Here is a 19488-nt window from a genome sequence, read left to right on the forward strand (position 1 = left end):
TCACATTAATACGAACATAAACACTGTTAACTGGAGAAATAACATGAATTATCCGGCAGAACCCTTCCGTATTAAAAGCGTTGAAACTGTATCGATGATTTCTCGTGATGCACGCATTCAGAAAATGCAGGAAGCGGGTTACAATACTTTCCTGTTAAATTCCAAAGATATTTATATTGATCTGCTGACAGATAGCGGCACCAACGCGATGAGCGATAAGCAGTGGGCCGGGATGATGATCGGTGACGAGGCTTATGCTGGCAGCGAAAACTTTTATCATCTGGAAAAAACCGTTCAGGAACTTTTTGGCTTTAAGCATATTGTTCCTACTCACCAGGGACGTGGTGCAGAAAACTTGTTGTCTCAGTTGGCTATTAAACCTGGACAATATGTTGCTGGTAATATGTACTTTACTACGACGCGTTATCATCAGGAAAAGAATGGTGCGACGTTTGTCGATATCGTTCGTGACGAAGCGCACGATGCGGGTTTAAATATCCCTTTTAAAGGTGACATTGATCTTAAAAAATTACAGAAGTTGATTGACGAAAAGGGTGCTGAAAATATTGCCTATATCTGTCTGGCCGTCACCGTGAACCTGGCAGGGGGGCAACCCGTTTCCATGGCCAACATGCGTGCAGTCCGTGAAATCACTCACGCACACGGTATTAAAATTTTCTATGATGCGACCCGCTGCGTTGAAAACGCGTACTTCATTAAAGAGCAGGAAGAAGGGTACGAAAACAAGAGCATCAAAGATATCGTTCATGAGATGTTTAGCTATGCTGATGGTTGCACCATGAGCGGCAAAAAAGATTGCCTGGTTAACATCGGCGGATTCCTGTGCATGAACGATGATGAGATGTTCTCTGCGGCAAAAGAACTGGTGGTCGTTTACGAAGGGATGCCGTCTTATGGCGGTCTGGCTGGGCGTGATATGGAAGCTATGGCGATCGGTTTGCGCGAAGCGATGCAGTTTGAGTACATTGAGCATCGTGTGAAGCAGGTTCGCTACCTGGGCGATAAATTGAAAGCGGCTGGCGTGCCGATCGTTGAACCGATTGGCGGCCATGCTGTATTCCTGGATGCCCGACGCTTCTGCGCACATCTGACACAGGACCAGTTCCCGGCGCAGAGTCTTGCGGCAAGTATCTACATGGAAACCGGCGTTCGTAGCATGGAGCGCGGCATTATCTCTGCGGGTCGAAACAAAGAGACGGGCGATCACCACCGTCCGAAACTGGAAACGGTCCGGCTGACCATCCCACGTCGTGTCTATACTTATGCGCATATGGATATAGTGGCGGACGGTATTATTAAACTCTACCAGCACAAAGAAGATATCCGTGGGCTGAAGTTTATTTATGAACCTAAGCAGCTTCGTTTCTTTACTGCTCGTTTTGATTATATCTAAATGTTCTGACTGGCCCCATCAATAGATGGGGCTTTTTGGTCTTTATTCTCCGCTACAGAAAGTCATTTCACTTTCTGTAATCGTGGTATATATAAAAAATACAAACCTGACTTCAATATCTTATTATCCGAAGATGTATACATGACAGCCGTAACTATAAATATTAGTCAACAGGAACATTTATTATGGATATTAATACCATTGAACGACAGAGTGGTACTCCCGGTCTAACCAGCGGTACGATGCTCGTCATTGCTACCGTGGTTGGTGGTGGGATGTTCTCTCTACCGATTGCCATGTCTGGGGTATGGTTCCCCGGTGCCACTGTTATTCTTTTTGCTGTTGCCGTTATGATGTTATTAACTGGACTGATGCTGGTTGAAGTGAATCTTCACTACGGCGCGGGTGCCAGTTTCAATACTTTTACTCAGGATTTGCTGGGTCAAAAATGGAACGTGGTTGTCGGTATCGCTTTTGGTTTCGTTCTATATATATTGACCTATGCCTATATTTCCGGATCGTCCGCGGTAATGGCTCAAACGGTGTTTAAATACAGCAATTTTCGTTTGCCTGCCAGTATTTCCGTGATTGTTGTAAGTATCCTGGTCGGCGCGATCGCGTGGTATAGCTCACTGTTAGTCGGTCGGATCACCACTATTCTCATTATTGGTAAGTTTGTTGCTTTTTTTGCCACCTTTTCTGGACTGGTTGGGCACATTGAAGTGGCGAAGTTGGTGGACAGCGTGGCGTTTGCATTACCCAATGCGCAATATGCGCCGTATATCCTGATGACGTTACCATTTTGCATCATTTCATTTGGTTTTCACGGCAATGTACCCAGCTTGGTTAAACTATATGGCACGGACGGCATTCAAAATATTACGCGGTCTATTATTATAGGAACACTGTTCGCCGTCCTGCTATATGTCTTCTGGCTGGCGGTGACCATGGGCAATATCAGTCGCGCAGAATTTCCGCCGATCATTGCTAAAGGGGGTAATATTGATGTTTTTGTCGAGGCGATCAGCGGCCTGTTTTCCAGCCGTTATATGGATCTGATCCTCACTTTTTTCGGTAACTTCGCCGTGGCCAGCTCTCTACTGGCGGCAACGCTTGGCCTGTTTGATTACATTGCCGATTTATTCCACTTCCAGGATAACGGCATGGGGCGCTTGAAAACCGCACTAGTGACTTACTTTCCACCGGCCGCCGTCTGTGTCTTTTTCCCGAATGGCTTTGTCCATGCGATTGGCTACGCTGGACTGGCGTTTACTATCTGGAGCGTGATCCTGCCGCCGTTCCTGGTGAAGGCCGCGCGTCGACGTTTCGCCACTGCGATATATACCGCGCCATGCAGTAATGTCGTTCTCAATCTGATTATCGTCTGTGGAGGCATTGTTTACTTGACGGTGGTGCTGGATGTTTTTGGTTTACTGCCAACGTTTCGTTAGCATTGGCCTGAGATATACAAGACAGGAGGCCCTATGTTTCTGACCTTACTCCGCTGGCAATCTCCTCTGGTTCACCGGTTTACCTTGCTGCGCATGTGGGGGGAAATATTACATATATGCAGGTTGCGCCGAAAAAGATCCTGCCAACGTTAAGCTGGTATCTGTGCCCGATAGCGCCGTACTTATCGGGCTCATTAGGTTTACACCCGGAAGTAGCGTGGTGCGAGCAACGCAGCAAAAACGTCGATTCTCTGCACCATCTTTTTCCAGAACAACATACTATTTTCCTCTGTTAAGACCGTAGCGCTATTGTAAAACGTTGAGTTTTTCCTTAAAAGGGCCGGCGCGTTTTCACCTTTCTTCTGCGGTGTAAATCTTTTTGGTCATCTGACAGCTTACCGGTATACAGCATTTATAAAGCAGATTTCATTCTATGGCACTTATGCTCTTTGGTCGACTTCCGACAGCGATCATAAGTGGAGTAGGGAAGAGCAACGCCGTTAAGCCTGAGTTAGTACTTTTCGTCCATCCGGATAGTGCCAGACCTCTATGTATTTCCCGATGGCCTTGCAACTCTCAAATAGGTGAATGATGATTCCGATTTCACAAATCGAAGCTGCATCAGGCGGCTCGTCGCATCGTCGATATAGACCAGTGCGGTACAGGCGGGCGCAAGTTTTTCGAACCAGTGATGGTCGCAGCCAACAATCTGGATCAGTTCGCCACAGCAAGCCCGGCGATAACGTGGCTACTGAATTTTCGGCGCACGTTGTTTGCGAGGGAGCCAGGGACCGGCTTTGTCCATGAGTGAACGGACAATCTCTTTGGACAGGTGAACATCATGCAGTTCTGCGAGTTTCTCACACGCCAGCGTCGGCCCGAAGTCGGTATAGCGTTCTCGTATAATATTGAGCGCGTACTGTGCAAGGCCATCAGGCAGCTGGTTATTGCTGGGTTTTTCACGACGGCGGTTAGCCATACCAGGCGGGCCAGATTCACGGTAACGCAACAGAAGGCGTCGGCACTGGCGGTCGGAAATACCCTGAAGCTGCGCGGCCATCTGAGTAGTCAGCCGCCGGTCAACAACGTCTTGAATGATTTTGAGTCGGTTGACTTCATCTAAAGTAAAAATGCCGCTGCATGATCCGTCATCAGAATCCTTTGATGGGGACTTATCCATGCCCAGACGTCACAACTTAACTAGTACGACATTAGTGCGCATAATGTATATTATGTTAAATGGAATGTCGTACTCAATAACGTCATCTTTGATAGCTGCCTCTTCCCACATCAACACTATGACCGTCATTCCTTTCATGCACGTGAATGCTGCGCTATAAGGCAAAATGTTCGAGGTGATAAATCAAGCATGGCTTTTAACAATCACTTCGCCCACTACAGCCTGTTCTCCTACAGTAACAGCCAGGGAAATTCATTCAGCCACACCTGCTGCTTGTACTGTCCGGCATATCTTACTGCCTGTTGCATTTTCTAACCGAACGCGTCACGGGATGCCAGATGAAATACTCATTTGATAGCGCGCCGCCTGCAGTGTGTATCAACCGGGCTTGATCAGCCACAGACGTGATTCTCAAAAAGACGCCAGCTTCGTTTCCGCACTCAAATGGCGAGTGCCATCGCGACCATAAACAGAACCGCCAGCTGAAGTTGAATAGTGTACTGAAGCCCTACGCAGCCGGCTTCTATGTTGACAGGCTCTGCCTCACCTCCCCCTTTCCTTGTATCTGGTGATTAGCTACCACCAGGAAGTACCTGGCCACAACATATCGCAATTCCGTTCATCGCCGAAAAAGCATAAATGCTCTCTCGGACATTTATGCTTTTATATCGCGGTCAGAAAGATTTGTTATGTTTCATCTATGAATGATACTCGAGCCACTTTTCATCCAGCTGAACTGCTTATACTTTTACAGATGAATACAACACACAGTGGATTAGCTTTCACGCTTTGCCATCATCAATGCCAGATCAACGAGACGATTAGAGAATCCCCATTCATTGTCGTACCACGCCAGAATTTTGACCATATTACCGCCAATCACCAGCGTTGATAGGCCGTCGATAATCGACGAGCGTGGGTCTCCCTGGTAATCGCTGGAGACGAGCGGTTCATCGCTATAACCCAGGATCCCTTTCAGCGGTCCTGTTGCGGCGGCTTCGCGAAAAGCATTGTTCACCTCTTCGACCGTCACATCTCGCTCAAGCGTGACGGTCAGGTCAACAATGGACACTACTGGCACAGGGACGCGTAGTGAGTATCCCGTTAAACGGCCATCCAGCTCAGGAATAACTTTACCCAGAGCCTTTGCTGCACCGCTGGAATAAGGAACAATCGACAATGCGGCGGCGCGAGCCCCGCGCAGATCTTTTTCCGGCTGATCGTGCAGCGCCTGGCTGTTGGTATAGGCATGGGTGGTGTTCATCAGACCATGTTTAATACCGAAATGCTGGTGCAGAACCTGCGCAGCAGGTGCAAGACCATTGGTGGTGCAGCTTCCGTTGCTTATCACGTAGTGTTTATCCGGTGAGTAGAGGCTCTCATTAACGCCCATTACAATGGTTAAATCTTCGTTTTTACCAGGAGCAGAGATAATCACGCGCTTCGCGCCACCGCTGTGGATATGTACAGCTGCCTTTTCACGGTCAGTGAATAATCCTGTAGCCTCAATAACGATGTCGACTTCACACTGACGCCACGGAATACTGGCCGGGTTGCGTTCACTGAATACGGTAATGGGTTTACCATCAACAACAAGCCCCCCTTCATCAGCGGTGACCTCTGCATCCAGTTTACCGAGCAGTGAGTCATATTTCAGCAGATGCGCCAGCGTTTTGCTGTCCGTCAAATCGTTGATTGCCACAATTTGAATATCCGGATTATCCAGTGCTGCGCGCAGTACATTGCGTCCGATCCGGCCAAAACCGTTAATACCGACCTTTACCATAATTAACTCCTTATCGATTATCGCTGGAGTCAGAGTAGGACGGACGGGTTATGGCGTAAATGACAAAAAAGGATCACTTTACGCCATTTTGCGACAGTGAAATCGTTGACGATATTCACCTGGAGTGAGGTTAAGCTGTTTCTCAAACAAGCGTCGCAGGTTAATACTGCTGCCAAATCCCGTTTGCTCGGCGATACGATCCAGCGTCTCGTGAGTCTGCTCCAAACGCTGCCGCGCGGCGGCCAGGCGGGCTTCCGCGACGTACCGCGCTGGCGAAGCGCCGGTTTCCCGGGTAAAGACGCGGGTGAAATTTCGCGGACTCATGGCGACTTTTTCCGCCAGCTTATCTACGCTGAGGTCGGCGGTGAGATTTTCGAGCAACCACGCCAGCAGATCGTTAATCGGGCCCTGGGAGGTGGTTTGCTGAAGGTTATAGCGGCTAAACTGTAGCTGGCCTCCGGGGCGACGCAGATACATGACGAAGTCCTGGGAGATATCGCGCGCCAGGCTGAAGCCGTAATCTTCTTCAACCATCGCCAGCGTAAGATCAAAGCCGGAACTGACCCCGCCAGAGGTCCAGATATGTTCGTCCTGAATATAGAGCGGCCCGCCCTCGACGCGGATCTGCGGGAATTCCGCCTGCATGGTTTCCAGCAGCTTCCAGTGGGTAGTGGCCCGTCTGCCGTCAAGCAGTCCAGTTTGCGCCAGCAGCATCGCACCGCCGCAAATGGAGGCTATGCGGCGGGCATGGGGAGCGGCAAGGCGCAACCAGTCAACCACCGCCATACCCTCCTGCGGGTTTTGACCTCTGCCGGTAATCATGATGGTATCGAGGGGCTCGCGAGGGTCAATCTCATGCAGACGATGGTCGGCCAGCAGATTTAAACCGGACTGACCATGGATAACCTGATGCGGTTGAGTTGTCGCTAGCTTGACCTGGTAGCAGATTTCCCGGGTACCTTCCGGGTGCAGGCGGTTGGCCTGCATCAGAATGTCAGCAATACCGGCGGATTCAAACAGCATGCCGCCATCGGGTACAATAATAAGTATCTTTTTCATGTCCTGAAAAGTAATCTTTTTACAGAATAAGTCAACAAAACACACTCAAAGAATAAATATTTACTGTCGAAAGCACTGGATTCTGATGGATGTAAAAACCTGAAGGCTCGGAAAGAGTGGTTTCATACGTGCCTTCAGTTTCAGGGAGATGAACGTTAAACAGGTAGATTTTGCCTCACAGTACAGGCAGCATCACTTTGACAGGACATCACGAAGGTAGAATCTCAATCGTGGCTGCCCTGGCGCGTATCCCTGTCATTGCGGAAACATAGCTGCTGCCGGAGTACTTTTTCAGGTAAGCCTGATCAATTTTACTTTCAAGCTCAGGGTCCGAGGGTTTTGCGAACAGTACGTCGAATTCCTGTCCGATAGCCAGTATCTTACCTGCCTGCTGGGACAATGCAGCCTGATACCATTTTGAACGGGTACCACTATAGGCTCGGACGAAAAGTCGGTTGTCCACCTTCACTTCCCAAATCCATGTCGGCGTACCGGTCGTATTCATATCGGGATGATACGGAGCGATTTTCAGGTCGTCGGCCGCATCTATTCTTGTTAATACTTCAGGACTCCAGTACATCTACCTCTCCTCTTTCATATGCGGTTGCTTTTTTCTGTCGCAGGATTAACTCGATAATATTCGGAAATTAACATCGCATCAGAAGTTATTGCCCGGTTTACCAGTAACAATAGAATACTTCACACCCTATGCTCAGAGAGCAGTATCTGTCGTTTGTCGCACAGATACTGCATCTGAAAACACCGGATGGTGCTATGGCTTACTTATTAAGATTTTTGTTGAAAAATGCAGTGATGTTATCGAACGGGATCTTGTCCATACGATCATATAAATCGACATGGGTAGCATTATTTACAATCAGCAGCTCTTTTGGCTGATTTGCCGCTTCATAAGCCGTTTTGGAGAAGTAAAGCGAATGCGCCTTTTCACCATGGATGAACAGGATCGGGCGCGGAGAAATTTCCTTAATATAGGTCATGAGCGGGAAATTCATAAAGGCCATCGGCGTTGTCACGGACCATGAATTGCCAGAGTTGACGGCTCGGGGATGATAGCCGCGTTTAGTCATGTAGTAGTCCGCATAGTCCACGAGGAACTGTGCTTCACCGCCCTTCAGTTTATTATAGGCTGGCTGGTATGCCGGTATGCCGGTATGCCGGTTTGCCGGTTTGCCGCAGCTTCCCTGCGCTGAAGACTCTTCTTCTCCTACGCCTGCTCGCGTTGTTCCGATGATACGGCCTTTTAACATTACGCGGCTCATACCATGCATGATCTTTGCTATCCTCCCGCTACGAGAGTGGAATAGCCGAACCTTTATCCAAGCCCTGAACCACGAGGTTTTACGGCGCGCTGGTTAGTGACAACGTCACAGCAGCGCACTAAAGATGCTCCTCTTCATCCAGAGAAATCACCTGAATGCCAGCATTACGATACGCCTGAACGTCATCAGGCAGACGATCCACCACTACGGTGTCAATGCGATCTGCTGCGGTAAATTGGGCAAGCGAGGTGTTATTCAGCTTGCTGTAGTCGCAGACAATAATCACCTGACTGGCGTGTTCCACCATGCCGCGTTTCGTTTCTGCCAGCATGATATCGGCCACGCAGGCGCCGTGTTTCAGCGACAGCGAATTGGTGCCCATAAATGCTTTATCGACGTTTAGTGTGTCGAGAATGGAACGTCCGTTGATCGCCACCACGCAGTGGTATCCCTTCTTAACGATCCCCCCCAGCAGAATCGTTTGAATCGAGGCACTGGCCTCAAGCTCCCGGGCGATTTGGTAATCATTGGTAACCACCGTGACGTTCTGTCTGTCACGAATATTGCGCGCAATATGCAGCGTCGTGGTACCGGTATCCAGCACGATAATATCGCCATCCTCAACCAGCGCCGCCGCGCGCTGGCCGATCCGTTCTTTCGCGCTGAGGTTAACAATTTCGCGGGCGTCCGACGCCTGTTCGAAGCTCGCCCGGGTACGAAGAACGGCTCCGCCGTGGGTTCGGGTCAGCAACCCCTCCTCTTCCAGCTGGCGGAGATCGGCACGAATGGTAGCACCAGATACATTAAAGACGTCACACATCTCAGAAACAGCAACTTTGCGTTTTTCCCTGAGAATACCGAGTAACTTCTCCTGTCTTTCTTCTGCAAACATTCTGCCTCTCTCTTGTTTACTACACGTTACGCGCGTCGCGGCGCTGGCTTACCTTTGCGTATCAATCGGGTCCTACGCTGAGCGCATCCAGCCTGTCGTATAAGGCGGCGGATTGCCGGTACAGCGTATCAAAAAGCTCGCAGCAGGCCTGGTAATAATCCCGCAGACAGGGATCCGGCGAGATCAGTTTGTCGAACTGCACCGTTTGCCGCACGCCGCTGGCAAAATCGGCGTACAACCCTACGCCAACCCCGGCGATAATACCGCATCCGGTGACGCCATTCTCCTGATTACGCGTAGATAATATTGGGAGATTGTACGCTGCGGCTTTGATTTCAAGCCACAACGGGCTGCGCGCGCCGCCGCCGGAAGCGATCATTTGTTGCGGATACTGCCCGCACTTCTGCAACTGTCGAAGATTGCGCCAGGACGCGAAGGCCACCCCTTCCAGAACGGCGCGGAATAAATGACCGCGGCAATGCTTGCGCTGCAGGCCAAAAAACTGTGCCCGCGAGTTCGTGTGTTCGGCCAGACGTTCTCCCGTCAGATAGGGAAGAAACAGCAGCCCTTCTGCCCCCGCCGGCACCGCCGCCGCTTCCTGTAAAAGCTGTGGATGCGTAATCTGGTTATCGGCAAGCGCCAGCCGCGCCCAGCGGACGGCATCGCCGCCGGCATCGAGGATGGTAAATCCGCCCCAGGCGGCGTTGGCAAGATGAAGATTATTAACCAGCGGATGGTGTAACGGCCGCGGCGACACCACCGTTATCAGCGTCGACGTGCCGGTTGAATCAGACGCCATCCCCGGTTCATACACACCCGAGCCCAGCAGAGAGGCCGCCATATCCGACGTCCCGGCAACCACCGGGATACCCGCCGGCAGGCCCGTCAGGTCGGCTGCACGCGGCGTCACCTGGCCGATTACGTCGCTGGAAAGTTTAATCTCCGGGAGCTGGTCGACCCGTAGACCAAACGTTTCGCAGGCTTGCGAAGACCAGCTACGGGTTTCGCTGTCCATCAGGAAATAGCACGACGCTTCGCTATAATCGGTCGCCATGGCACCGGTCAGCATGAAATTAATATAGTCCTTCGGCATTAATACGTTGGCGAGCTGTGACCAGCGTTCCGGATAATGTTCGCGCCACCAGGCTAACTTGAAAGCGGGCCAGGCTGCCGCGGGCGGATTATTCAAATGCGCCAGCCACTTTTCCCAACCTTCGCGCGCGTTAAAGGCGTCAACCTGCGGCTGGCTGCGCTTATCATTCCACAGCAGCGCCCTATCCTCCACCAGCTCGCCACGGTCGTCCAGCAGGACGGTGCCGTGCATCTGTCCGCAGGCACCAATAACCGCAATCTGCGCTGCCGTTTCAGGATAGCGGTAAAGCACTTCGCGTATACAGTCGCAGGCGGCCTGCCACCATAAAGACGGGGCCTGTTCTGACCAACCCGCACGCGGCGTGGTTTGCTCATACTCTCTTTGCGCAAAGCCGATCATCGCGCCGTCAATGCGCACAATAGCGGCGCGGGTACTGCCAGTGCCAACATCAATCGTGAGTATTTTATCTTTCATCACTAACTCCGGTGACGTCTTAAGGCGGGCCATCAGGCCCGCGGTCTCTCAGTTTAATCGGCGTTCAGCTCGGGAAAACGTTCCGGGTGCTGCTCCAGTTCAGCCAGCACCTTGGTTACCGCGCCATGGCTCATACCAAAGCGGCGCACGCCAAGCTGGTACAGCGCGCGCACCGTGGCCAAATCGCGAATGCCTCCGGCGCCTTTGATATCGATTCGGCCTTTAAGCTGGTCGGCGATGATGCTGACTTTTTCCACCGTAGCGCCGGTGGGCGCCCAGCCGGTAGAGGTTTTGACCCACTTCATCCCCACCTCTACGGCAATTTCACACACGCGGCGAATCTGCTCCTCATTGAGATAGTGCGTTTCAAGTATCACTTTGGCCGGTACCGGGGCAGCGGCTTCCACCACGCGGCGCAAATCTTCGCGGACATAGTCATAATCGCCAGAGAGCACTTTGCCGATATTCACGACCATATCCACTTCACGGGCGCCGTCGGCAATCAGCTGCCGCACTTCCTGAACCTTGGTATCGGTGGCATGCCCGCCGCCGGGAAAGCCGACCGGCCCGCCAATCATCACCTCTCCCGTCCCCTGCTGCGGCAGCAACGTACTCAGAAAACGCGTCCAGCAAGGTAGAACGTGGACGGAAATAATGTTGTAGCGGGTAGCCAGCTCGGCGCAGGCGCGAACGTCCGCTTCGGTACTGGTGGCCTGGACTGCGCTCAGATCAACTAAACGTGCAAAACGACGGGTTGTTTCATTCATGGTTTTATCCTGCTCTTTGTTTTTAATTGCTTTCATTTAATGCTCTTATCTGGCCTTAATCCATTTAAAAACGCATCAAATGAAAATAACGTGATCAAATTAGCATTTTTTTATTTTCATTTGTTTTTAATTAGCAGGCATGAAATGAACGCTACCCTTGCAGAGTGGGCGTAATCGGGCATAAACGGGCGCAAAGACACTATTGCATTTATTTTTGTTTGTTTTTGTTTATGCCTGAATAACGGACGAAATAGCGAAAACCGCTGGCGAAAGTGATGCGAAATGCGGGCGCTATCACAGTGTTCGGCTGCGGAAAGCTTGCCTTCGTGGGACATTCCCGAGGTCTCAACGCCCTGCGTAAGGGAACGTTAATCTGATTATGTACTTCAGGAGAGAGCTATGTTGCCGCTGGAACGTCATCGTTTGATTGTTGAACTGCTGGGCCAACGCGGCGTCATGCGCGTGAATGAGATTGCGCAAGCGACTCGGGTCTCCAGGGAAACGATTCGCCGAGATCTGAGCGAGCTGGAACGCAAAGGCATCTTAACCCGGAGCCACGGCGGAGCGCTGGCGGCGGAAAATCCGCTGCCGGCGTCCCGGGCGGCGGCATCCGCCCTGCCAGTCGAAGATAGCCAGGGCAGCTTTCAGCACAGAACGCTGCTGCACAGCGAAGGCAAAATGCGCGTGGCCCGTAAAGCACTGCAGTTTCTCCAGCCGGGACAGACCATTGTCCTGGACGGCAGCAGCACCAGCTGGTTTTTGGCCCGGCAGATGCCGGAGATGGCGTTAACGGTGATTACGCCCTCCATTCGCATCTTACAGACCCTGATGAGCCGACGCTCGTTGCATCTCATCGGGCTGGGGGGCGATTTCTCCCCGACCGAAGAGTCGTTCTTCGGGGAAACCGCCTCACGAACGCTGCGCGAGTATGCCATCGATACGCTCTTTTTCTCCTGCCAGGGGCTGGAGCGCGATAGCGGCTTGTATGCGGGTACGCAAGCCCATGCCGCCCTGCTGAAACAGATGCTGCTCGCCGCCCGTCAGACCGTGGCATTGGTCGACGGCAGCAAGCTGGGGCGAACAGGCGTCGCGCGCGTCGGCGGGCTGGGCGAGCTGGACTGTCTGGTGACCGAAAAGTTTGTTGACCCGCTGCTGGAAAAAGAGATGACCTGGCATAACGTCAGCCTGCACATCGCCTGAGTACACCGTCATGACGTGACGGTTAATACGCGCAATGTCGAAACGCTGCTTACCGCGGCAGGGCCAGACTTTGCCTGAAATCAGCCACTACCGGAATAAATGAGGCCTTATGCGTTATTACCTTTCTCCCTCGCTGATGTGTATGGACATGATGAAGCTAACGGAACAGCTGCACTTTTTAAACAGCAAAGCCGACAGGCTGCATGTCGACATCATGGACGGGCACTATGTCAAAAATCTGGCGCTGTCGGCCAGCTTTGTAGCGCAGATCCGTCCCTACACCTCGCTTCCCATCGATGTCCACCTGATGGTCGAAGAGCCCGCCTCGTTTATCCCGGCGCTGATAGACGCCGGCGCAGACGCCATTTCACTGCATCCGGAAACCATCTGCCGCGAAGCCTTCCGGATCATCAATCTGCTTCGTCAGGCAGGGAAAAAGGTGGGCATGGTGCTTAATCCCGCCACGCCGGTTGAGAGCATCCAGCACTATCTGCATCTGCTCGATAAGGTCACGGTGATGACCGTCGACCCAGGCTATGCCGGTCAGCCGTTTATTCCTGAAATGCTCGCCAAAATCACGCAGCTTCATCAGCTCAAAGAGACCGGCAGCCTCCGCTTCTTGCTGGAAGTCGACGGCTCCTGTAACCGCAACACCTACCGCGCGCTGCTGAGCGCCGGGGCGCAGATATTGGTGATGGGCAGTAGCGGTTTATTCCGCCCGGACATGCCCATCGAGCAGGCCTGGGAAACCATGTCCCGCGATCTGTCCGCCGCGCTGCGCGCCCCCGAACTGGTATAGAGGAGCGAATGATGTCAGGAAAAGTCTGTGTTTTTGGGTCATTCAATTTCGACATGGTCGCCCGGGTGGATCGCTTTCCGGTACCCGGCGAGTCGTTAGTGGCCTGCGGAAGTATAACCAGCGCCGGGGGTAAAGGGGCGAACCAGGCCACCGCCGCGCTGAAAGCGGGGGCAAACGTCCACTATATCGGCAAGATCGGCAATGACACCTTCGGCCATTTTGCCCGCCGTCATCTGAAAGGCGTGGGCTTCAATGCCGTGACGCTGCTGGTTGCCGAAGAGGTCCCCACCGGCAATGCGCTGATTTATGTTGCCGGCAACGATGCCGAAAACATGATTGCTGTCGATCCCGGCGCGAATATGACGGTGACCGAGGATGAAATCGCCAGCTGTATTCCCGCTATCGGCTGCGCGGATGTGGTTCTGGTTCAGCTGGAGAACAATCTTTCCGCCATTGAACAGGTCGTAGACGCCGGCAAACAAGCCGGGGCCCTGGTGATGCTCAATCCCGCGCCCTGGCAGCCCGTTGAGCGCGCCCTTCTTAGCAAAGTGGATTTACTTACACCGAACGCCACGGAGGCCGGGTTAATGACCGGACGCCGGGTTGACAGTCTGGCGGCCGCGGCTGAGGCCGCCGACGTGTTGCATGCTCAGGGCGCGCGCAACGTCATTATCACTCTCGGCGCCAGCGGCGCCCTGCTGAGCGAGCAGGGGGTGAAATCCCCTATTCCCTGCTTTCCTTCTCACCCCCGAGACACTACCGGTGCGGGCGATGCCTTCAACGGCGCCCTGGCGGCGCGGCTGGCCTGCGGGGAACCGCTGCAGGCCGCAGCTCGATTCGCCGCGGCCTATGCCGCCGTCAGTGTCGAAAAGCAAGGCGCTTCATCTTTACCTGAGTACCTGGAGGCACAGGAACGGCTTCTCCGTGCCACCGCTGATTATGAAATGGCATAAACCCTACTGTATAAAAACCATTAAGAGGATAGCTCAATGAGTACGCTAATTACGGATAAGGTTGATACCGCAGCGGTCCAGAAAGAAAAACTGGACACCAGTGCGTATTTACCCCATACCCCCTGGCTGCAATTTTTACTGGTCTGTTGCCTGTTTGCGCTATGGGGGATGGCGGGCAACCTGAATGATATTTTGATCGCCCAGTTTAAAAAGGGCTTCGATTTAACGGATACCCAGACGGCGCTGGTGCAGTCGATATTTTTCCTCGGCTACTTTTTTGTCGCCCTGCCTGCGGCGGCGCTGATTAAGCGTTATTCCTATAAAGCGGCGATTATTATCGGGTTGTGCCTGTACGCCCTCGGCTGCTTCCTGTTCGTTCCCGCCGCACAGATCATGACCTACGGCGCGTTCCTCGCCTGCCTGGGGGTGATCGCCTGCGGACTCTCTTTTCTGGAAACGTCGGCAAATACCTACTCCAGCCTGCTGGGCCCGATTCAGTCCTCCACCCAGCGCATTAACTTTTCGCAGATCTTCAACTCGCTGGGCGTGATTTCCGGCGTGCTGATTGGCCAGGTGATGGTCTTTGGCGAAAACGATCCGAGCCATGAACAACTGCTGGCGATGCCCGCCGCCGCCGCAGATGTGGCACGCCATCAGATGGTCGGTCAGGTGGTCGGGCCCTATCTAATTATCGGCTCCGTACTGGTGGTGCTGGCGCTGGTGTTCGTGTTTATTAAATTTCCGTCGTGCAAGGGCACGCTCTCTCAACAACAGCAACTCCCGACGGAAAGCATGGGGCCGACGCTGAAACGCCTGTTTGCTATCCCGCGCTTTCGCCTCGGGATCCTATCGCAGTTTTTGTACGTCGGCGCCCAGGTTGGCGTATGGAGCTTCACGATTCGCTTTGTGCAGCTCGTGCAGCAGGGCACCAGCGAGCATTCCGCGACTTACTGGCTGCTGGCTTCGCTGGTGATTTATGCCGTGGGTAAAACCGTAGCCACCTGGTTGATGAACCGCCTGAATCCGGCAATGCTGCTCGGTACCTTTGCCCTGGCCGCCACCGCCCTTTTACTGATTGCCGTATTCAGCAGTTCAATGCTGGCGGTCTATGCGCTCATTCTGGTCAGCTTCTGTATGGCGCCATGCTGGCCGACGAACTTTGGTCTGGTGATCAAAGGAATGGGGAAAGATACCCAGACCGCAGGCTCGATCGTGGTGATGTCGATTATCGGCGGGGCCGTTATTCCGCTGGTGATGGGCATTATTTCGGATATGAATGGCGGCAATATGCAAATCGCCTTTGTCGCTCCGCTTCTGTGCTTTGTGTATGTCGCTTTCTACGGCTTCTGGTGCGTGCGTAAGGGGGTATAACATGCGCGAACTTATCAACACGATTGCTCATATTGGCTATCAGGTCAGTGACTTAACGCGTTCGCTTGCCTTCTATGAACCGCTGGGATTTCAGCGCCAGCAGCGGTTCAGCAAACCCTCACCGCAGGGCACAATAGAAGTCGCGTTCCTGGAAATGGCGGGCGCCGTGCTCGAGCTGTACCAGCTTCCCGCTGGAACGCCCTTTGATGCCCCTCGCTGCGGTATCGATCATCTGGCGCTGGAAGTCAGCGATCTGGATGCGGTGCAACAGCGGCTGGCAGAGCTCGGTTATCCGATCGACGAAGGGCCAACAGAAGAAGACAACGTGCGCTTTCTGCTTATTCGCGGCCCCGATGGCGAACGGCTTGAGTTCGATGCCTGTCAACACTAAGCGGCAGAGCTGATCCCCCTTCTCTCTTTTAGACCCGGTTACCACGGGTCTAAAAGATAACTTCCTATGACTATATCGCCGCCGCCGGCCTCTCCAGCCCATTGTGCAATGTTACAAAATTGCTTCTGTTTTGTTGATTTTCTATTGTGAGCCATTCGGCAATTTCCTCTCCTGAATTTCCCCAGACTACTCCTACTCAATACGCGTTATCAGGAGAGACACATGAACAGCACCTCCGCCGACTTCCAGAATCTGTACCAGGCCCTGAGCCACAGCGCCGCCCGCAGCCCGGATGCCCTGGCGCTGGCGTTTGAGGATCAGCGCTATCTGTACCGCGATTTTCATCTGCGGGTTCAGCGGGCGATGGCGCAGCTTGATCGCGGCTGGTCGCTGCGCAAAGGCGACCGTATTCTGCTGGCCTGGGGGAATCATCCCGCTTTTTGCGAAGTCCTTTTTGCCGCGCTGGGTCTGGGCATCGAAGTCGTGCCTTTCAGCACCAAGCTTAAGCAGGCCGAAAGCGAGGCGCTGGTAGGTCATATCGCTCCCCGGGTTGTTCTGTTCGATGGGACCGTGCAGGACTGGCTGAAACACACCCCCGACGCGCGCGCGGTTTCACTCAGCGAATGGCAGGCGCTCTGTCTTCCCGAACCGCTGACCCACCCGCCGGTCCCGGTGAATCGTGACGATACAGCGGTGATGATGTTCACCTCCGGCACCACCGGAGAGCCTAAAGGGGCGATTATCACGCACAATAACCTGCTCTGCGCGATTGACGCCTATACGCAAAAACTGAATCTCAGCGCCGCGGATAGCACCATTCTGGCGGTGCCTATCTACCACATCACCGGCCTGTCGGCGCTGCTGGCGCTGTTTATTAGCCTCGGCGCGAGCATCTGGCTACAGCATCGGTTCAACGCCCCGCAGGTGATCACCACCCTGCGCGAGCAAAACATTACCTTTCTGCACGGCTCGCCCACCATTTTTATCCTCCTTTGCCAGGCTGCTCGCGAGCAGAGCGCCAGCCATCCCGGCGATTTTCCAGCATTGCGCACGATTGCCTGCGGCGCGGGCCACCTGAGCGATGGACTGATCAAGGAGTTAAAAACCCTGTTCCCGCATACCGCGATTCAGCCAATCTACGGCCTCACTGAAACGACCTCGCCTGCGACGATTTTTCCGGGCGACGTCTGGGGCAGCGATAAATGCGGCAGTTCAGGTCAGGCGATCCCGGGTCTCGCCATTACCATCCGCAACGATCGTCAGGAGCCCCTGCCCGCCGGGCAAATCGGACATATCTGGTTAAAAGGCGATGTGGTGATCCGCGAATACTGGCAGCACAGCGAACGACGCCCGAGCTGCGATGCGCAGGGCTGGTTTTGTACCGGCGATCTGGGCTATCTCGACGACGAAGGCTGGCTGTACATCAAAGACCGCAGCAAGGACATGATCAATCGCGGCGGCGAGAAAATTTATTCGCTGGAGCTGGAAAACATTCTTTCTACCTACCGGGGAGTACGGGAAGTGGCCGTCATCCCGACCCCCAGCCCGGTCTACGGCGAAGAGCCCGTGGCGTTTATCGTGCCGGACGGCCAGCATCACCTGACCAGCGAAGAGATCCTCGACTGGCTGAAGGTCAAAATCGCCCGCTTTAAGCTGCCGGCGCGGATTATTTTCACCCGTGTTTTACCGCGTACCCACAACGGCAAAGTAAGTAAACAGCAGCTCAAAACGCGTCTCGCAGAATCCATCATCACGCTATCAACGGAGGATAAAAAGTGAGCAGCAAATTTATCGACGCCCATGAGGCGGCGCGGTGGGTCGCCAGCGGCGACACCGTCTGTACCGTCGGGATGACGCTTATCGGCGCGGCGGAGTCCATTTTAAGCGCCATCGAAGCGCGCTTTCTAACCGCAGGCGAACCGCGTGACCTGACGCTGCTGCATGCCGCGGGGCAAAGCGATCGCCAGCGCGGCATCCAGCACTTCGCCCATCCGGGTATGGTGACCCGCCTTATCGGTTCGCACTGGGGGCTGGCGCCGCGCTGGATGGCGATGATCAACAACAACGAAGTGGAAGCCTGGTGTCTGCCGCAGGGACAGATCGTCCATCTCTATAGCGCGATGGCCGCCGGACTGCCGGGGCGGCTTTCCCCCGTCGGTCTCGGTACCTTTGTCGATCCGCGCATAGAGGGCGGAAGGATGAACGCCCGCACCCGCGAACAGCCCAATCTGATCGAGCATGTCACGTTTCGCGGCGACGAATATCTGTTTTATCCAGCCCTTCCTCTGGACGTGGTCATTGTGCGCGGCACCCATGCTGATGAAGACGGCAACCTCACGACCGATGAAGAGGTGATGAAGCTGGAAGTGTTGCACGCCGTTCTCGCCGCCAGACGCTATGGGGCGAAGGTGCTGGCGCAGGTGAAATATCGCGTAGCGAAAGGCTCGCTGCATCCGAAAAGCATCACCGTTCCCGGCAACCTGATCGACGCCATTGTGGTGTGCGAAGATCCGCAGACGGATCACCGCCAGACTTCAAGCTGGGCCTTCGACCCCGCGCTGTGCGGCGATATCCAGCTGCCCGCCGCGCAGAATGCACCGCTGCCGCTGGACCTGCGCAAGCTTATCGGGCGGATTGCCTGCCGCTATCTGACCCCCGGCTGCGTCATCAATCTCGGCACCGGTATTCCCAATGACGTGATTGGCGCCATCATTCACGAGGAACAGCTCGGCGAGCAGGTCACCATCACCGTCGAGTCAGGGATCTACGGCGGGCAGCAGGCGGGTGGCGTGGATTTCGGTATCGGCCGTAATCTGAGCGCGATGATTAGCCACCAGGATCAAATGCTCTACTACAACGGCGCAGGGGTCGATATCACCTTTATGGGCGCTGGCGAGATGGACCCGCACGGGCACGTCAATGCCACACGGCTCGGCGCATCCTGCCCCGGCGCGGGCGGTTTTATCGATATCACCCAGAATGCCCGCCACGTCGTGTTCTGCTCCTCGTTTACCGCCAAAGGGCTGGAGATCGCCTGTGAACACGGGGCGCTGCACATCCGCCGCGAAGGCGAGGTGCGTAAATTCGTCGCCGGGGTAAACCAGATTTCTTACAACGGCGAACTGGCCCGCGCCAAAGGACAAACCATGCATTACGTCACCGAACGGGCGGTTTTCGAACTGCGCCCGGAAGGACCGGTGCTGACGGAAATCGCCCCTGGTATCGATCTTGAGCGCGACATCCTGGCGCATATGGATTTTCGTCCGGCGATCGCCGCAGATCTTCAGGTTTTGGACAGTCGTTTGTTCGCCCCGCCGCCCTGCGGCCTCGCGCAACATCTGTCCCGAAATTCATCCTCTGACTCATAAGGAACGTTGC

At 54.0% G+C, this 19488-nt stretch carries 15 protein-coding genes and 3 pseudogenes; 10 read left to right on the forward strand and 8 right to left on the reverse strand.

The annotated features are described in order from the left end of the window. Positions 1-43 precede the first annotated feature (43 nt). Positions 44-1414 (forward strand): tyrosine phenol-lyase, encoded by a 1371-nt coding sequence (locus tag LGL98_RS12615; RefSeq protein ID WP_136034269.1) that lies wholly within the window; start codon positions 44-46, stop codon positions 1412-1414. Positions 1415-1599: 185 nt separating this feature from the next. Continuing rightward, on the forward strand, positions 1600-2865 hold the full coding sequence (locus LGL98_RS12620; protein ID WP_136034267.1) for an aromatic amino acid transporter: 1266 nt from the start codon (positions 1600-1602) through the stop codon (positions 2863-2865). Positions 2866-3430: 565 nt separating this feature from the next. Here LGL98_RS12620 and LGL98_RS12625 read toward each other — a convergent pair. Then, positions 3431-4045: pseudogene (locus tag LGL98_RS12625) on the reverse strand (helix-turn-helix domain-containing protein); the annotation flags it as partial. A gap of 189 nt (positions 4046-4234) precedes the next feature. On the opposite strand from LGL98_RS12625, the pseudogene LGL98_RS12630 reads away from it, so the two are divergent. Further along, positions 4235-4400, forward strand: a pseudogene (locus LGL98_RS12630) (hypothetical protein). Between the two features lie 420 nt (positions 4401-4820). Here the strand turns inward: LGL98_RS12630 and gap are convergent. From gap to deoC, 7 genes and pseudogenes are all read right to left on the reverse strand, one after another. Beyond that, positions 4821-5831 (reverse strand): type I glyceraldehyde-3-phosphate dehydrogenase, encoded by a 1011-nt coding sequence (gene gap / locus LGL98_RS12635; protein WP_023313181.1) that lies wholly within the window; start codon positions 5829-5831, stop codon positions 4821-4823. A 78-nt stretch (positions 5832-5909) separates the two neighbouring features. Next, complete coding sequence (locus tag LGL98_RS12640) at positions 5910-6890, reverse strand: GlxA family transcriptional regulator (RefSeq protein WP_136034265.1); 981 nt, start codon at positions 6888-6890, stop codon at positions 5910-5912. A 208-nt stretch (positions 6891-7098) separates the two neighbouring features. Beyond that, a complete protein-coding gene (locus LGL98_RS12645) occupies positions 7099-7470 on the reverse strand; it encodes a DUF2255 family protein (protein WP_023313179.1) in 372 nt (123 codons plus the stop codon). Positions 7471-7669: 199 nt separating this feature from the next. After that, positions 7670-8059 (reverse strand): annotated as a pseudogene (locus LGL98_RS12650) (alpha/beta hydrolase); the annotation flags it as partial. 229 nt (positions 8060-8288) lie between these two features. Then, complete coding sequence (locus LGL98_RS12655) at positions 8289-9062, reverse strand: DeoR/GlpR family DNA-binding transcription regulator (RefSeq protein ID WP_032423508.1); 774 nt, start codon at positions 9060-9062, stop codon at positions 8289-8291. A gap of 61 nt (positions 9063-9123) precedes the next feature. Continuing rightward, entirely contained in the window at positions 9124-10629 is a 1506-nt protein-coding gene (locus tag LGL98_RS12660) for a xylulokinase (RefSeq protein WP_136034263.1), read from the reverse strand. 53 nt (positions 10630-10682) lie between these two features. After that, positions 10683-11432, reverse strand: a complete 750-nt coding sequence (gene deoC / locus LGL98_RS12665; RefSeq protein ID WP_136034261.1) for a deoxyribose-phosphate aldolase — start codon at positions 11430-11432, stop codon at positions 10683-10685. A 363-nt stretch (positions 11433-11795) separates the two neighbouring features. On the opposite strand from deoC, the gene LGL98_RS12670 reads away from it, so the two are divergent. The 7 genes from LGL98_RS12670 to LGL98_RS12700 all read left to right on the forward strand — a co-directional run bounded on the left by LGL98_RS12670 (position 11796) and on the right by LGL98_RS12700 (position 19478). Then, complete coding sequence (locus LGL98_RS12670) at positions 11796-12596, forward strand: DeoR/GlpR family DNA-binding transcription regulator (protein ID WP_136034259.1); 801 nt, start codon at positions 11796-11798, stop codon at positions 12594-12596. A gap of 109 nt (positions 12597-12705) precedes the next feature. After that, a complete protein-coding gene (gene alsE / locus LGL98_RS12675; protein WP_136034257.1) occupies positions 12706-13395 on the forward strand; it encodes a D-allulose 6-phosphate 3-epimerase in 690 nt (229 codons plus the stop codon). Between the two features lie 11 nt (positions 13396-13406). Continuing rightward, the gene (locus LGL98_RS12680) at positions 13407-14348 is read left to right on the forward strand and encodes a ribokinase (RefSeq protein ID WP_136034495.1); all 942 of its coding nucleotides are present in this window, start codon (positions 13407-13409) and stop codon (positions 14346-14348) included. Between the two features lie 36 nt (positions 14349-14384). Continuing rightward, entirely contained in the window at positions 14385-15719 is a 1335-nt protein-coding gene (gene fucP, locus LGL98_RS12685) for an L-fucose:H+ symporter permease (protein ID WP_136034256.1), read from the forward strand. A gap of 1 nt (position 15720) precedes the next feature. Further along, positions 15721-16110, forward strand: coding sequence for a VOC family protein (locus tag LGL98_RS12690; protein WP_023313173.1), 390 nt, complete (start codon positions 15721-15723; stop codon positions 16108-16110). A gap of 222 nt (positions 16111-16332) precedes the next feature. Beyond that, the gene (locus LGL98_RS12695; protein WP_023313172.1) at positions 16333-17889 is read left to right on the forward strand and encodes a class I adenylate-forming enzyme family protein; all 1557 of its coding nucleotides are present in this window, start codon (positions 16333-16335) and stop codon (positions 17887-17889) included. Beyond that, positions 17886-19478: an acyl CoA:acetate/3-ketoacid CoA transferase gene (locus LGL98_RS12700; protein ID WP_136034254.1), complete on the forward strand. Its 1593-nt coding sequence runs from the start codon at positions 17886-17888 to the stop codon at positions 19476-19478. The genes LGL98_RS12695 and LGL98_RS12700 overlap by 4 nt, the downstream gene beginning before the upstream one ends. Positions 19479-19488 lie beyond the last annotated feature (10 nt).

It is taken from the genome of Klebsiella africana (assembly GCF_020526085.1).
In the GTDB taxonomy this organism is placed as follows: domain Bacteria; phylum Pseudomonadota; class Gammaproteobacteria; order Enterobacterales; family Enterobacteriaceae; genus Klebsiella; species Klebsiella africana.

Bases quoted from the DNA above. Each gene is read 5' to 3' on its own strand.
- LGL98_RS12695 (WP_023313172.1), top strand. From the start codon at position 16,333: ATGAACAGCACCTCCGCCGACTTCCAGAATCTGTACCAGGCCCTGAGC.
- LGL98_RS12690 (WP_023313173.1), top strand. From the start codon at position 15,721: ATGCGCGAACTTATCAACACGATTGCTCATATTGGCTATCAGGTCAGT.
- LGL98_RS12660 (WP_136034263.1), bottom strand. From the start codon at position 10,629: ATGAAAGATAAAATACTCACGATTGATGTTGGCACTGGCAGTACCCGC.
- LGL98_RS12680 (WP_136034495.1), top strand. From the start codon at position 13,407: ATGTCAGGAAAAGTCTGTGTTTTTGGGTCATTCAATTTCGACATGGTC.
- LGL98_RS12670 (WP_136034259.1), top strand. From the start codon at position 11,796: ATGTTGCCGCTGGAACGTCATCGTTTGATTGTTGAACTGCTGGGCCAA.
- LGL98_RS12655 (WP_032423508.1), bottom strand. From the start codon at position 9,062: ATGTTTGCAGAAGAAAGACAGGAGAAGTTACTCGGTATTCTCAGGGAA.
- gap (WP_023313181.1), bottom strand. From the start codon at position 5,831: ATGGTAAAGGTCGGTATTAACGGTTTTGGCCGGATCGGACGCAATGTA.
- alsE (WP_136034257.1), top strand. From the start codon at position 12,706: ATGCGTTATTACCTTTCTCCCTCGCTGATGTGTATGGACATGATGAAG.
- LGL98_RS12645 (WP_023313179.1), bottom strand. From the start codon at position 7,470: ATGTACTGGAGTCCTGAAGTATTAACAAGAATAGATGCGGCCGACGAC.
- LGL98_RS12640 (WP_136034265.1), bottom strand. From the start codon at position 6,890: ATGAAAAAGATACTTATTATTGTACCCGATGGCGGCATGCTGTTTGAA.
- fucP (WP_136034256.1), top strand. From the start codon at position 14,385: ATGAGTACGCTAATTACGGATAAGGTTGATACCGCAGCGGTCCAGAAA.
- LGL98_RS12620 (WP_136034267.1), top strand. From the start codon at position 1,600: ATGGATATTAATACCATTGAACGACAGAGTGGTACTCCCGGTCTAACC.
- LGL98_RS12615 (WP_136034269.1), top strand. From the start codon at position 44: ATGAATTATCCGGCAGAACCCTTCCGTATTAAAAGCGTTGAAACTGTA.
- deoC (WP_136034261.1), bottom strand. From the start codon at position 11,432: ATGAAAGCAATTAAAAACAAAGAGCAGGATAAAACCATGAATGAAACA.